Source organism: Altererythrobacter sp. CAU 1644, from assembly GCF_029623755.1.
Classification (GTDB): Bacteria; Pseudomonadota; Alphaproteobacteria; order Sphingomonadales; family Sphingomonadaceae; genus Erythrobacter; species Erythrobacter arenosus.
On sequence record NZ_CP121106.1, the window covers coordinates 1799911 to 1814004 of the forward strand.

16 protein-coding genes and 2 tRNA genes are annotated in these 14094 nt (G+C 58.9%); 8 read left to right on the forward strand and 10 right to left on the reverse strand.

Going from position 1 to position 14094, the window contains the following annotated elements:
• Positions 1-60 precede the first annotated feature (60 nt).
• Positions 61-867 carry a crotonase/enoyl-CoA hydratase family protein gene (locus P7228_RS08945; protein WP_278014896.1) on the forward strand — a complete coding sequence of 269 codons (807 nt, stop codon included), beginning with the start codon at positions 61-63 and terminating at the stop codon, positions 865-867.
• Between the two features lie 27 nt (positions 868-894).
• Here P7228_RS08945 and P7228_RS08950 read toward each other — a convergent pair whose 3' ends face one another.
• Positions 895-1674 (reverse strand): acyl-CoA thioesterase, encoded by a 780-nt coding sequence (locus P7228_RS08950; protein WP_278014897.1) that lies wholly within the window; start codon positions 1672-1674, stop codon positions 895-897.
• Positions 1675-1799: 125 nt separating this feature from the next.
• Between P7228_RS08950 and P7228_RS08955 the strand changes: the two genes are divergently transcribed.
• Both P7228_RS08955 and P7228_RS08960 read left to right on the forward strand, forming a co-directional pair.
• A tRNA-Cys gene (locus P7228_RS08955) sits at positions 1800-1873 on the forward strand.
• Between the two features lie 64 nt (positions 1874-1937).
• Positions 1938-2013 (forward strand) — tRNA-Thr (locus tag P7228_RS08960).
• Between the two features lie 274 nt (positions 2014-2287).
• Here the strand turns inward: P7228_RS08960 and P7228_RS08965 are convergent.
• Positions 2288-3025 carry a DUF3800 domain-containing protein gene (locus P7228_RS08965; protein WP_278014898.1) on the reverse strand — a complete coding sequence of 246 codons (738 nt, stop codon included), beginning with the start codon at positions 3023-3025 and terminating at the stop codon, positions 2288-2290.
• A 999-nt stretch (positions 3026-4024) separates the two neighbouring features.
• On the opposite strand from P7228_RS08965, the gene P7228_RS08970 reads away from it, so the two are divergent.
• Complete coding sequence (locus P7228_RS08970; protein ID WP_278014899.1) at positions 4025-4624, forward strand: outer membrane protein; 600 nt, start codon at positions 4025-4027, stop codon at positions 4622-4624.
• 104 nt (positions 4625-4728) lie between these two features.
• Here P7228_RS08970 and P7228_RS08975 read toward each other — a convergent pair whose 3' ends face one another.
• The 3 genes from P7228_RS08975 to P7228_RS08985 are packed head-to-tail and all read right to left on the reverse strand — an operon-like array spanning position 4729 to position 7269.
• Positions 4729-5481 (reverse strand): LytR/AlgR family response regulator transcription factor, encoded by a 753-nt coding sequence (locus P7228_RS08975; protein WP_278014900.1) that lies wholly within the window; start codon positions 5479-5481, stop codon positions 4729-4731.
• Positions 5478-6563, reverse strand: coding sequence for a sensor histidine kinase (locus P7228_RS08980; protein ID WP_278014901.1), 1086 nt, complete (start codon positions 6561-6563; stop codon positions 5478-5480). The genes P7228_RS08975 and P7228_RS08980 overlap by 4 nt, the downstream gene beginning before the upstream one ends.
• Positions 6556-7269, reverse strand: a complete 714-nt coding sequence (locus tag P7228_RS08985) for a VV20781 family protein (RefSeq protein ID WP_278014902.1) — start codon at positions 7267-7269, stop codon at positions 6556-6558. The genes P7228_RS08980 and P7228_RS08985 overlap by 8 nt, the downstream gene beginning before the upstream one ends.
• A 208-nt stretch (positions 7270-7477) precedes the next feature.
• Here P7228_RS08985 and P7228_RS08990 point away from each other — a divergent pair, with 208 nt between their 5' ends.
• Complete coding sequence (locus tag P7228_RS08990) at positions 7478-9829, forward strand: heavy metal translocating P-type ATPase (RefSeq protein ID WP_278014903.1); 2352 nt, start codon at positions 7478-7480, stop codon at positions 9827-9829.
• Positions 9826-10218, forward strand: coding sequence for a Cu(I)-responsive transcriptional regulator (cueR, locus tag P7228_RS08995; RefSeq protein ID WP_278014904.1), 393 nt, complete (start codon positions 9826-9828; stop codon positions 10216-10218). The genes P7228_RS08990 and cueR overlap by 4 nt, the downstream gene beginning before the upstream one ends.
• 184 nt (positions 10219-10402) lie before the next feature.
• Here the strand turns inward: cueR and P7228_RS09000 are convergent, their stop codons facing one another.
• Together P7228_RS09000 and P7228_RS09005 are read right to left on the reverse strand one after the other, a co-directional pair.
• Positions 10403-10609: a dodecin gene (locus P7228_RS09000; protein ID WP_278014905.1), complete on the reverse strand. Its 207-nt coding sequence runs from the start codon at positions 10607-10609 to the stop codon at positions 10403-10405.
• Between the two features lie 87 nt (positions 10610-10696).
• Positions 10697-11131 (reverse strand): WapI family immunity protein, encoded by a 435-nt coding sequence (locus tag P7228_RS09005; RefSeq protein WP_278014906.1) that lies wholly within the window; start codon positions 11129-11131, stop codon positions 10697-10699.
• A 233-nt stretch (positions 11132-11364) separates the two neighbouring features.
• Between P7228_RS09005 and P7228_RS09010 the strand changes: the two genes are divergently transcribed.
• On the forward strand, positions 11365-12348 hold the full coding sequence (locus P7228_RS09010) for a PAS domain-containing protein (RefSeq protein WP_278014907.1): 984 nt from the start codon (positions 11365-11367) through the stop codon (positions 12346-12348).
• A gap of 81 nt (positions 12349-12429) precedes the next feature.
• On the opposite strand, the gene P7228_RS09015 is transcribed toward P7228_RS09010, so the two are convergent.
• From P7228_RS09015 to P7228_RS09025, 3 genes are all read right to left on the reverse strand, one after another.
• Positions 12430-12840, reverse strand: a complete 411-nt coding sequence (locus P7228_RS09015) for a response regulator (protein ID WP_278014908.1) — start codon at positions 12838-12840, stop codon at positions 12430-12432.
• A gap of 15 nt (positions 12841-12855) precedes the next feature.
• Complete coding sequence (locus P7228_RS09020) at positions 12856-13062, reverse strand: hypothetical protein (protein ID WP_278014909.1); 207 nt, start codon at positions 13060-13062, stop codon at positions 12856-12858.
• 128 nt (positions 13063-13190) lie between these two features.
• On the reverse strand, positions 13191-13394 hold the full coding sequence (locus tag P7228_RS09025) for a helix-turn-helix domain-containing protein (protein ID WP_278014910.1): 204 nt from the start codon (positions 13392-13394) through the stop codon (positions 13191-13193).
• A 110-nt stretch (positions 13395-13504) separates the two neighbouring features.
• Here P7228_RS09025 and P7228_RS09030 point away from each other — a divergent pair, with 110 nt between their 5' ends.
• A complete protein-coding gene (locus P7228_RS09030) occupies positions 13505-14035 on the forward strand; it encodes a DUF805 domain-containing protein (RefSeq protein WP_278014911.1) in 531 nt (176 codons plus the stop codon).
• The last annotated feature ends 59 nt before the right edge of the window (positions 14036-14094 follow it).

Consider the following 14094-nt stretch of genomic DNA (forward strand, 5'->3'; position numbering starts at 1 on the left):
GGACAGGGCCCATTGCCGGTGCCACCCTTGCGCACGCAAATTCAATCACGGGGCCACGACATGACAATGCTTCCAAACGAGCGGGTATCGATAGATCTTGGCGATGATGGCGTCGCGCAGGTGCGGCTGATTCGCGGCGACAAGATGAACGCGCTCGACCCGGAGATGTTCGAACGCATCATCGAGGCAGGTCATGTCCTGCACAAGATGAAGGGCGTCCGTGCGGTGGTGCTGTCTGGGGAGGGCCGCGCCTTTTGCGCCGGTCTCGACCTGTCGAATTTCGGTCGCCAGCCTGCGCCTGACGAGCCGGACCTGACCGAGCGCACCCATGGCAATTCCAACCGCGCCCAGCAGGCGGCGATGGTCTGGCGCAAGCTGCCTGTCCCCGTCATCGCCTCGGTTCACGGGGTCTGCTTCGGGGGCGGGCTCCAGATCGCCAGTGGTGCCGACATCCGCGTGGTCCATCCCGAGACGCGCATGGCGATCATGGAAATGCGCTGGGGCCTCGTCCCCGACATGGGCGGCTATGTCCTGTGGCGCGGCCTCGTGCGTGACGACGTGCTGCGCGAGCTCGTCTACACCAACCGCGAATTCACCGGGGCGGAAGCCAAGGAATACGGCCTCGCCACGCATGTCGACGAGAACCCACATGCGCGCGCGACCGCCATCGCGGCCGAGATTGCCAACCGCAACCCGCATGCGATCCGTGCGGCCAAGCGGCTCCATGCCGGGATGGTCGACCGTGAAACCGATGCGATCCTGCTCGAAGAGAGCATTGAGCAGCATGCCATTATCCGGTCACGCAACCAGGTCGAGGCCGTGATGGCGGGTATGGAGAAACGTGCGCCGAAGTTCGACGACGTCTGAAAACCACACGAAGCCCCGATCCGGCGCTCAACCGAAGATGGCGACCGACTGCAGCCCGCTGATCACCTGCACTCCGTTGGTATTCCACATCGAGAGCCTTTCGCTCGAATAGCCGTGATCGGCATGTTCGCTGCGCGTTTCGCCCAGCCACCAGCCATCGCGGGTGGTGGGGTTCGGCTCGAGCAGGTTGAGCGACCAGTTGATCGAGCTGATCGGCCCCTGCCGTTGCATTCTCCGCATAGCACCGGGTGGCAGCGTATCGCCCAGCAGGATCATCGCACTGACCGGGTCTAGCGCATCGCGTTCAACCAGACGGAACCAGCGCCTGACGACGGGCTCGCCCGGACCGGAGGATTCCTGGGCGCGGCGCATCTCGAAATTCTCTTTCAGGAACGACGGGCCGCGTTCGAGGCTCAGCGGTTCGAAAGCCTCTGGCGCGCCCGGCCAATCCTGCACCTGCGAAGCGGGATGGATCGCGTTCGGTTCGCGCTCGGCACCGAACAGCCAGAAAGCGGTCAGCGCGAGCTTGCCTTCGCAATGGATCTCGCTGCGTACCTGCGTGACATTGCGACCCTCGCGCATGATCTCGGCCGCGAGTTCGACCTTGCTCCCGATCGGCGCGACGAAGCCGATCTGGGCGGCGCGCAGCGGTGGCAGGTCGGGGAAGGCGCGCTTTGCCATCGTGTAGGCGATGAGCGCCGAGGCTCCGCCATAGAGCGTGCGCCCCTGTTGCCAGCTCGAGGCGGCAGATAGCGTTGCCGGGCCGGCCCTGCCGGTGACGGGTTCTAGAAGCGCGCGGACACTCATGCGCATGCCTCCTGACCATTTCACCTCGCTTCGTCCAGATTGACGTAACGGAAGCCATCTCAATGATTGCCATCGGCCAGCGGACTCGTTAGAGGGCCGCTTCCCTGTCCGAAAGGGCGGGGCGAGGCCCGATGGCGGAGTGGTTACGCAGAGGACTGCAAATCCTTGCACGCCGGTTCGATTCCGGCTCGGGCCTCCACTTCTTTCTGGCGCAAGATGGCGTTGCGGCGCGTCCGCAAGGCGATTATGGGCCGGGCGAGAGTGCCGCTTTAGCTCAGTTGGTAGAGCACATCATTCGTAATGATGGGGCCACTGGTTCGAGTCCAGTAAGCGGCACCACTTTTCAATCACTTAGCAGCCTTTTACCTCTCCTGTGAGTTTACACAGAGAAGTGGTTTTTTGGGACGTTTACAGTTATTGAGGCCTAAGTGGTTGAAAACACTTCTTCGATTCATAATTCTCCCCATTGCAATTAATCGTGGATCGAGTTGGACCAGAATGGTTCATCTTGAGTTCCTGAGATGCGGTGCTATCCTGGTAGCTGGCCCCTATAGCCCGAATACGGCCTGCGAGCCTGTGCCTCCCGATGGAGAATAGGGCTATAGGGTAACCATCACTCCTTTGATCCTTTGAAGTTCCAGATCGTCAGGTTTCTTGCGTTCCTACCGGTATCGATTTCCCACGCGGGGTGTTTCGATTTCTTTTGGATCAAGTCAGCAAGTGCGGCCTTCTCGGTCGTATGCTTTATGCCATTTCGCTTGGCCGCAATCCCGCCAAGCACGACATCAGCCATCTGAATAATTCCAGACTGATGAGATGGGTATGACTGTAGACTCTTAATGCAGTTAGGGCGCGTTCGGTATTTCTCATAAGCCGTAGCGCAAAGTTCATTTCGCATTCTGCAGATATCCTGTGAATCTGCGCCAGCATCTAGCCGAACGTGAATGTCCCGCTTCGGACCGTAAAATCTGGCGGGTCTATGTAGGAGCAATTGGAAGTACATCCGATTGACACTGGTGTCCTTATTCTCTCCAGGGGACCTCTTGTGCCTGTAGCCCTTGAATGGGGTAATGATCGCATGAAATGCCGCATGGCCGTTGTGGACCAGTTCGAAGGCGTATTGAACGAGAACCGAGTACGCTGCACGAGAGGGTCCGCCTTTGTAGTCGGCCCAGTGGAATTCCTTGCCTCCGATCAATTCGCGAAGGGAAGCGATCGTAGCCTCTATTTCCTGTATCCGAGGAGCAGAGACTGCAAACCCACCTGCCACCATATAGGCACTGTTCTTACTGCTGGCGTCGCCAAAGAACGTCACAGGCGGTTGCAGTTTTTCGATCTTAGTGTTCGTCATTGCTTTTTGGTGGCGTAATTCGGTCAGGGAGGACAGCCAGTATCTCTAGGTTTTCCCTGTGAAATGAATCATTCGGGTTTTGCTAGGGCGCGCATCTAGATTGCATGTACGCTGTGACTCGGTTCAGTCTTCTTTGCCACCTATGTGTCGATCCTCGATCGATCTGAAAGAGCCTTGTAACTTTCGTAAGCCCGTTCCTCAGGTGCTTTTTCGTCCAAAGCTGCAGTAGAAAATATTCGTATCAATTTCGGCTCCACCTCAACCGCGACCACAACGATCCCAATCGATCTCACTGCAGAGACCACTCGTCTAATCTCTGGTGTCGCTGGGAATCTTGTTCGTTTCGAAGAACTCTGAGGCACAACAAATCCTCCGAATTTCTGATCAAGAAAGTTTACACTGTTTGGGGTCTTCTGAGGTGGGTCAGAGTATCAATGGGAGGAAAGTTTACAAAAAAACATAATAAAAACAATGGCAATTCCTTTTTCGTAATGATGGGGCCACTGGTTCGAGTCCAGTAAGCGGCACCACCCCTTTTAGCAGGAAAATTCGAGACATACTGCGATCGGCTCGTTCCGCTGGCCCTGGCTTTGGGTCCTGTGTGGGTCGCTTTGGGTAGACAAAAAGCCAAAACCCACTTCAAACCCACTTCTGCCGGAACTGCCAGTCTTTGCCTGCACAATGTCATAAAGTGGGCCGCTAGCGGAAGGGCAGCCTTCAATTGTGGCTAGGGCAAAAGCGGACATTGGGCGCTGGCGTCCCATTTGAGCCGATAGAACTGCAATATTTGACCAAACATCGCAGACGATCCATTTCAAACTTGGTCGCGCCAGAACCAATGTTCGTCGTATGATTCAAAGCTTGTCGCGCGGCAGGTAAGGTTCAGCGCGCGCTCCGCGCGCAGCCTTAGTTCTTGAGCCATTCCTCAAGCAGAAGCCCGGGTCGACCGGGACTTTGGACAACACGTGACGAAAGCGTCACGAAGTGAGGAATGACTTTATGAAGAGTAATTTGCTTGCGACGACGCTGGTCGTCGCCCTGATGTCCGTTGCGACCCCGGCCATGGCCCAGGACGACAACGCGTTCGATGGTGCCTGGGTTGGCGCTACCGGCGGCTACGACGGGTTCGATGCCGGTGCCGACACCGATGCCGAAGATGGTTTCGTCTACGGCATCGCGCTGGGTTACGACTTTGATCTTGGCGGTGTGCTCGTAGGTGCCGAAATCGAAGCGACTGACAGCTCTGTGAAAGCCACGGCTGCTGACATCCTCGAAGACGGCGACGAACTCAGCCTGTCGGTGGGCCGCGACCTCTATGCCGGCGTGCGCATCGGTGTGCCGCTGAGCGATACGGTGCTGGCCTATGCCAAGGCCGGCTATACCAACCAGCGCTTCAGCGCGTCCTACACCTTCGACGACGAGACGATGTCGGTGAGCGAGAACATGGATGGCTATCGCCTCGGCGCTGGTGTCGAACTCGATCTTGGTGCTCCCTTCGGCCGGATCGAATACCGGTACTCCGGCTATGGCAGGTTCTCGGATGCCGACCTCGAGACTAGCCGCCACCAGCTCATGTTGACTGCCGGCATGCGCTTCTGAGAATCGTCACCCCTTCCGCCCCCCCGAGTTTGGAAGCGTCCCCGCCCGGCCTGGAAAGGTCGGGCGGGCTTTTTTGCCTCCTGTCGAAACATTGGGTGAAGGCCTCAGGCGGCCTCCGGTCCAATTGCCCTCAGGACTTCCTTTACGTAGCTTGGTCCCACCTGCACGCTGACGCCATCGCACAACACGAGGTTGACGCTGCCCTTGCCCGGTCGCTCCAGCTTGTTGACCCTGGCGGGCCGCACGAAAGCAGAGCGGTGTACGCGCATCAGTTCCTTGGGATCGAGCATATCTTCAAGTGCGTTCATCGACATCCGGTGCAGGTAGCTGCGGGTTGCCGTATGCAGCAGGACGTAATCCTTCGCGGCCTCGATCCAGTCGATCATGGCGACGTCGACCCTTACTTGGCCGTCGCGCATCGTCACCCAGATTTCGCGCACGAAACGGCTGGCTTCCTCTGCCTGCGCCTCGCCCCGCTGGGCAGCGGCAACCAGGTCCTTGCGGCGCTGGGCCCGGACAATCGCCTGCCGCAGGCGGTCGAAGCGGACCGGCTTGAGCAGGTAGTCGATCGCATCGACGGCAAAGGCATCGGGCGCGAAGTTCTCGAATGCCGTGACGAAGGCGATTTCGGGTCGCCGCTCTGCGGGCAGGTCAGCGGCCAGCGCCATGCCGCTGCCTCCGGGCATCTGGATGTCCAGCAGCACGAGATCCGGGCACAGTTCTGCAATCGCCGCCTTCGCCGCGCGGGCGTTGTTGGCGGTGCCGACTACGGTGACATTGTCGAGCGCACTCAGCAGTTCCTGCAGCCGGTCGATCGCCAGCTGCTCGTCATCAACGATCAGCAGTCGCAGGCTCATGCGTTTGTGAATTCCAGCGGCAGCCGCACGATGGCGATGAAGCCCGCTTCCCGCGCTATGGTTTCCAGCCGCCCGCGCTCGCCATAGACCGTTTCCAGTCGCTCGTGGACATTTCGCAGACCAACGCCTGTACCGTTTCCTGCAGCGCCCTCGGAGCAGCAATCGTTCTCGACGGCGATCATCAGCTCAGATCCCTGCGCCCGGGCGGACACGCGGATGGTGACAGGGCAGTCGCTTGGCGCGAGACCGTGCTTTACGGAGTTTTCAACCAGCGGTTGCAGCAGGAAGTGCGGCAGTTGCGCCTCGCGCAGTTCCGCCGGACAGTCGATGACGATCTCCAGTCGCTGGCCGAACCGGATCCGTTCGAGCCCCAGATAGGTATCGATCGTTTCCAACTCGCCTTCCAGCGTCTGCATGGCATTGGGATCGCCAGCCAGGGTGGTGCGCAGGAATTCGGAGAGGCTTGTGAGCATCGCCTCGGCATCGCTGTTCCGCTTGGTAACCACGAGCGAGGAAATCGAGTTGAGCGTATTGAACAGGAAGTGCGGGTTGAGCTGGTAGCGCAGCGCGGACAATTTGGCCTGTTGCGCCTGCGTATTGGCTTCAGCCAGCATGCGTTCCTGCCGCGCCGCCCGCTGCGTATCGGCCAGCAAGGCATAGATCGCGCCCAGCAGGCCGAAGTGCGGCACGAACACCGCGAAGTTGTTGATGGCGCGAAAGGTCAATGAACTCGACATCTGGTTGCCCGGCTGGATCGACGTCAGGATTCCGGCAGCAGCGAGGTCCAACAGGGTCAGCAGGATCGCCGCGAGGACTATGGCCACCCCGGCGACCACGATTTTCGGCCGCACTCCACTTTCGAATAACCGCCAGATCGCAGCCATCAAGACCAAGGAAACCAGCGAGCCGGCAACAGCTATCGCGAGGATTGAAGCAACGAGATAGAATGAAACAGGCGTTCCAGCGACCAGCATCGGCACTACGAACAGAATCGACGAGACAAACCACACACTCACGGTGATGCCTGTTGCGATGCGCCACTCTCCCTCGCGAAAAATGCGGGCCAGACGGTTCTCAGTCATCGTCTAGCGCGCTGTTGGCTGGGTCCCAGAATACGGCCAGCGTCGTGGCCGCTACCGTCAACGTACGGACAAGGCCGGGATCGGCGGTGTTGCCAAGATAGAGCACCGGCGCGCCGTTGAGTTCAACCGCACCGACCGGCTCGCCATGTTGTTCGAAAACGTATCCGATAGGACTGGCCATTTCGATCGGTGACCCGTCAAGTTTGTGGACCGAACGGATTTGCACCGTTTCCCCGCCCAAGGCAATCTCGCCCATACGTTCCTCACGGGACAGGGCGCCGCCGATCCCGCGGGATACCTCCTGCAGTTCGAAGCGCGACGGGATCGCCCGCCCTTCGGCGGTGAACTCGCAGCGATAAGCCATGGGCCGGGTGGTGAACTCGGCAATGCCGAAGTCGAGCACCTTCTCGCGCATTTGGCACCGGGTCTCGATGGTGGAGCTGATCTCCGGTCCCGCGATCTCGAATTCCGAATGGCCGTAGTTGCGCACGAAGGCATCGAAAATGGCAAGGCGCTGCTCCGACCGTTCGTAGCTGCCATGGTATGCACCCACGGCGAATTTGCCGCGTGTGGAACCGCCGATACCGGAATAGACCATCCGCGCCGATGCAGCGGATAATTCGACAGGCAAGCGCATCCGCGCGGGCTGGATGGCGGAACATCCGCCGAGTGCCACCAGGGCAAGCGTGACTCCAATCGACCGCATCGGGATCGTCCTTGAAAAAGGCAGCGGCATGGCCGGGTTGGCGTGCCTTCATTCCTGATCGTTCGATATGGCTGGTTGTACGGCAAAGGCAGGCGCCGTCGCCCAAAGCCGCCAATCCTGCGACGAAACCGGTCTGTCTTCCGAATTTGCGGCTTGACCCTGACATCGTGTCAGGGTTCATATGTCGCATCGGCCAAGGAGAAAGCCGATGCATGAACACCACGAATGTCACCATAACCACGGCGGTCACGCCCACACCGATCACCACGACACACTGGTGACCGATCCCGTCTGCGGGATGACCGTGGACCCAGCCACGACCGCCCATCACGCCGAACACGACGGGCAGGCGTATCATTTCTGCAGCGCGCGCTGCCGCGAACGGTTTGTAACAGAGCCCGACCGCTGGTTGGGCGACGCCCCGACCGAGCCCGAAGCCGTGCCCGAAGGGACCATGTGGACCTGCCCGATGCACCCGGAGGTGCGGCAAGACCACCCTGGCTCCTGCCCGATCTGCGGCATGGCGCTGGAACCCGAGATGTTCGATCCCGATGCGGGCCCGAACGAGGAACTGCAAGATATGACGCTGCGGTTCTGGATCGGCCTCGTGCTGACGTTGCCGGTCTTCGTGCTGGAGATGGGCGGGCACCTGTTCGCGGCCATTCATCAGCTTGTGCCCATGCCGGTATCCTCATGGCTCCAGTTCGCGCTGGCGACGCCGGTGGTGCTGTGGGCCGGCTGGCCGTTCTTCCGGCGCGCCGCCGATTCTATCCGCACGCGCAACCTCAACATGTTCACCCTGATCGCGCTGGGGACGGGCGTCGCCTGGACCTACAGCACGGTGGCGCTGCTCGCGCCGCAACTGTTCCCAGCAGCCTTCCGCGCCCACGATGGGTCGGTTGCGGTGTATTTCGAGGCAGCCGCGGTAATCACCGTGTTGGTGCTGCTGGGGCAGGTACTGGAACTGCGCGCTCGCGAACGCACGTCAGACGCGCTCAAGGCGCTTCTGGGCCTTGCCCCGCGTACTGCCCGAAGGGTTGGCGAACATGGCGACGAGGAAGTGTCGCTGGACGAACTGGTGATCGGCGACGTACTGCGCATCCGTCCCGGCGAGAAAATTCCTGTCGACGGCACGGTTTGGGAAGGTTCCTCGGCGGTCGACGAAGCGATGGTGACCGGCGAGTCCATGCCGGTGTCCAAGACTGTCGGCGACTCCGTCATCGGTGGCACCATCAACGGAACTGGCTCGCTGGTGATGATCGCCGAGAAGGTGGGGCGCGATACCCTGCTCTCCCGGATCGTGCAGATGGTGGCGCAGGCGCAGCGCTCACGCGCACCGATCCAGCGGCTGGCCGACCAGGTCGCTGGCTGGTTCGTGCCGGTGATCCTGCTGGTGGCGGTTTCTGCCTTCGTCGCCTGGACCGTGTTCGGACCCGAGCCGCGGCTGGCCCACGGGCTCGTCGCAGCAGTGGCCGTGCTGATCATCGCCTGCCCTTGTGCGCTCGGCCTGGCCACGCCCATGTCGATCATGGTCGGTGTCGGTCGCGGTGCCGAACTGGGCCTGCTGGTCAAGAACGCCGAAGCCCTGGAGCGGCTCGAAAAGGTCGACACGCTAGTGGTCGATAAGACCGGCACGCTGACCGAAGGCAAGCCTTCGGTGGTCGCCATCGAGACTGCTGGTGTCTTGTCCACGGACGACCTGCTGCGGCTTGCCGCAGGCGTGGAGAATGCATCCGAGCACCCGCTGGCACAGGCCATCGTCAACGAAGCAGAACGGCGAGCGATCACCATTCCTGCCGCGACCGACTTCGATTCGCCCACCGGCAAGGGTGTACTGGCGAAGGTTGACGGTCATGCCGTATTGATCGGCAATGCCAACTTCCTGTCAGAGCATGGCATTGCGGCGACGGACCTTTCCGAACAGGCCGACCGGCTGCGCGAAACCGGCGCGACTGCTGTGCTGGTTGCCGTCGACGGCAAGCCTGGCGGCGTGATCGCGATTGCCGACCCGGTGAAGCCAACGACGCCCGAAGCCATTACGGCGCTGAAGGCCGAGGGCATCGAACTGGTCATGCTGACCGGCGACAACCGCACGACGGCACTGGCCGTTGCGCACGGACTCGGAATCGACAAGGTGGAGGCCGACGTGCTGCCCGATCGAAAGAAGGTGGTCATCGAATCCCTGCGTGCCCAAGGCAGGGTCGTCGCAATGGCCGGAGACGGCGTGAACGACGCGCCCGCACTCGCGGCGGCTGATGTCGGCATCGCCATGGGCAGCGGGACCGACGTGGCCATCGAGAGTGCCGGCGTAACCTTGCTCAGCGGCGAACTCACCGGCATCGTCCGGGCGCGCGTGCTGAGCAAACGGACAATGTCGAACATTCGCCAGAACCTGGTCTTCGCCTTCGGCTACAACGCGCTGGGCGTGCCGATTGCGGCAGGCATCCTGTATCCGCACTTCGGTATCCTGCTGTCGCCGATCATCGCCGCAGCGGCCATGTCGCTGTCCTCTGTAAGCGTGATAGGCAACGCGCTGCGGCTGAAGGCGGCCCGGCTGTGAACATCGGGCAGGCATCTAGGGCATCGGGCGTTTCGCAACGCATGATCCGCCATTACGAGAAGATAGGGCTGATCCCGGCGCCGCTGCGCCGGGACAGCGGCTATCGCGACTATACGGACAGCGACGTGCAGCGCCTCGTCTTCATTGCCAATGCCCGCGACCTGGGGTTCGCCATGACGGAAATCGGTGACCTGCTAGATCTGTGGAGCAACGAATATCGCACTAGCGCGGAGGTGAAAGCCCTCGCGCTGGCGAAAGCGGACGAACTCGGGCGCAAGGCCGAGGCTCTGTCGGCGATGCGTCAGAGCCTGCTCCATCTGGCCGAGCACTGCGTTGGCGATGCTCGGCCGGATTGCCCGATCATCGATGGAATGGCGCGGCGCCCCTAGGGCCACATAGGAGCGCATTGATTTGCGCGATCACTGGTGTCCGCTATTCACCCATAATCGGACATTCGCGATGCTCATTACCGGAGCAAAGCTGCCGGCCCGCTTTCAGGCATCCGCAGGGAAAGCCTGAACGTCCGGAATCGGGGCGCGTAGCGGACCGGTTGAAATTGGGCCGAATCCTGCCTCAGTCGAGGGTGAAACCAATTTTCAGGGTGACCTGAAAATGGCCCACGCGTCCGTCTTCGATATGCCCTCGCGTTTCGATTACTTCAAACCAACTCATGTTTCGTACGGTCTCGCCAGCCTTGGCAATTGCGCCTCGCGTTGCGTCCTCGATGGACTTAGTCGAACTTCCTACAATCTCGATGGTTTTGTATACATGATCAGGCACGGTCTGCTTCTCCGAGGCTATGTTGTGTCGATAGCCATATAGCACATCAATTATTGAACTGTCCGCTTCCGACCTCCTTGCCAACGTTCAGTTTTCAGCATGGAGGACTGGGAACTCGACCAAGATACGGTCCAGAGAGTGGAGGAGGCCAGGTAGATATGATTGGTCGAGACCTAATTCGAAACGATGGAATTGGCTTAGGTGATCCGGAGTGACTTCGACCGCTACGTTTATCTGTCCGAGCTGCTCTGCCGTCAAAATGAGCTTCAGTTCGGGTTCGTGTCCGGCAAGCTGCGCATAGCCCTTCAGATTCTTGTGCAGCTCCCTCAAATCTGACCGAAATCTCTCAAAGTCAGTCGTCATTAGGATCGCACCGCTGCATTTGACGGTGGCACCTTCGGCTTGCATCTGCACTCGCAAGTTCAACCAGTTGGCGTCCCAATAGTCGTTGCTTCCTGGGAACTGACGTCCGTCGATCCAGATGGAAAGGCCCGAAAGGCTGAAAGCTGGTTCTTTAGCCATTCGCATCCTGTGTCATAACCGACATCCAATTCCCACTCACAAGCGTTTACGAACCTGATTCGGAGGGCGTCCTAGGAGCAGTTCAAGTACTTGAGCACAGTCAGAGATCAATACGGATCAGTAGCTCGCGATCCCAGAGAGCGAATGCGGACAGGCAGTCCTAACGACAGCATGTTTGGCGCCTTCATGATCTAGTGTTAGAAGAAAAGAGGCCGAGGGTTGGGGGCGGAATCGTGAGTGAAGCGACTCGCAAAAAGCTTATTGATTCGCTGAATCTGGACATGGTCTTACAATCCGTGCGTCTCGCCCTGTGTGTGACTGATCCAGAACAACCCGACAATCCGATTATCTACGTTAATCGAGCGTTCCTCGAGCTTACAGGTTACGAGGAAGAGGAAGTGCTTGGTCGAAACTGCAGGTTTCTACAAGGACCCAACACGACCCAGGAAAGTGTGATCGCTGTTCGAAGGATGGTTGCCGGAAAGAGCATGTCGACCGTCGACATCGTGAACTATCGCAAAGATGGAACAGAGTTCGTTAATTCCCTCCAGATAGGACCGGTCATAGATCAGGACGGTGAAACAGTGCTGATGTTCGGCTCGCAAATTGATGTCACCTCTCAGCGGGCTGAGGAATCGGAAATTCAAAGGCTCGCAAATGCCGAAGTCGCGCATCGCATGAAGAACCTCGTCACTGTGATGAGCTCGATCATGCGGACGACCGCCCGCTATACAGATGACATGGACGAGTTTGCTGAATTGTCGGTTGGAAGGCTTGAAGCCTTATCATTGGCGCATATTGCGACGCTGACAAAAGACGGTGATACACCTGCGTCAACGTCGGAGCTTTGCGACAGTATCGTGCGCAATTATGCCCCTGACCCGCATCAGGTCTCGATTAGAGGCGCCAGTATCGTGCTTTCTCGGCACGTGCTCTCTCCCCTCTCACTGGCACTTCATGAACTCGCAACGAACTCGGCTAAGTATGGCGCGTTGAGCTGCGAGTATGGCAAGATAGACATTACATGGAGCGCAAACGACAGCGGGAAAATTGTCGAGATGCTTTGGCGAGAGAGCGAGGGACCCTCGGTCGAGAAGTCGAGTCGAAGCAGCGGGTCTAATTTAATAACACGACTACTTGAGCGTGTCGGTGGCTCAATTAAGTTCGACTGGGAGCCCGAAGGGATCAAGGCGAGGATCGAACTGCCGAATGGCTAATTTTGCGCGCAGATATCGGTGATGCAATCATCGAAATGTTGCGGTTCGAAAATCCATTTAACTGCCCAAATCCAATGATACTCAGTAGGTGGAGCGGCCATGTTTGGCAGAGCGTGAACAGAGTTTGCACAGCGCTTGGACAAGTTCCTGCTCTGAGACCGGCTTGATGCAAACAGGGATTTCTCCGAACTGCGCTATGAGCGCGTCGGTTTGGCCGTGCCCAGTATAGAAAAGGAAGGGTACGCCTTTTCGTTGCAAGAGCTTCGCAATCGGCATCGACTCTTGCCCTCGAAGATCGAGATCCAAGATAGCCACATCGGGCAGTTCGTCGAATGCAGCAAATTGTTCGAAGCAGTCGGTTATCGAGCCTGCTGGTCCGAAAGCACTTCCACCTTGGTCTTCAATCAGATACTCGATCGACAGCGCAATCACGGCATCGTCTTCCACGACCCAGATGTTAAGTCCCGATAATGCTACGCCGGGAGCGTTCATCACCTTCCTTTAGGATTACATTTTTGATGAACGCACAGGCAACAGAGAAGGTTTCAGACGCGGACAAAGGAAGCCGGAAGTTTTTTCCGACTGAGGCAACTGCGGCTTTGATTTTTGCCATAAGAAGGATCGGTTCAGGTGGAACCAGTTTAAACCGATCTTCGCACCGAAATACCAAGGAAAGCGATTCTGCGCTGCCAAATCGGATTGGGTGTATGCCATTGTCTTTCTCCTTGGCCGGAATGACCACAGAGAACGTCCGCTAACAGGAACTAAGATTTCGGGTAACTACGTCTTGGATCGGGGCGCAAAGCTGCTGCGCAAAATTGGGTATCTTATATGGTACTCGGTTAGTCGAGCAGGTCACCAAGCTTGCACCCAAGCGCATTGGCTATTCGTTCGACGACAGTTACTGTCGGGTTCTTCAACTTGCGCTCGATCCCGCTGATGTAGGTCCGATCAAGCCCGGCCTCTCCGGCCAAGGCTTCCTGTGACCAGCCGCGCTCCTTCCTGAGCGCCTTCATGTTCGTGGCGAGACGGCAGCGGACATCCATCCACCAGACTGAACCGAAATGTAGTCCAAGATACTACGGACTATGAATCTCATTTTCACTTGCCTTTGCGTCCGCATTGGCAAAACATCCGGCATGGACAGGAGACTGCAATGATTGATGAAAAAGCGCTTCGGAGCATCGAGAAGCTGCACGAGATGAAGGCCAACGGCATACTCTCCGACACCGAGTTCGAGGAAGCCAAGGCCAAGCTTCTGTCGGGGCAGCAGCCACGCCTGACGTCAGCACCGCCGATAAGGGAACCGGTCACCGAACCAGCCGAAGATGACTACCTTGCCTGGGTGCTCCTTCCGCTTCGGCGGTATGCGCAGTTCACAGGGCGGTCGTGCCGGAAGGAGTTTTGGTTGTTCTTGCTGGCCGCCAACATTGCGACCTTGGTCTTCCTGATCCTTGGAGTGATGATCGGCTTTCAGGCCGCAACTGCCCTCTGGCTCTTGGGTCTGCTGGCAATCGCCGTTCCCTACGTGGCGGTTCAAGTTCGCCGCCTACACGATCAGGGGCGCACCGGCTGGATCGCTCTTGCTAATCTCATCCCCTACATCGGTCCCTTCGTCGTCTTGGCTTTCATGCTGATCGAAGGCGAGCAGGGCGACAACGCGTACGGGCCCGATCCCAAGCGTTAAATTCTGCCGCCCCTTCCCCCCACCAAACAGGGCCCTCGGATGACCTCCGGGGGCCTTTT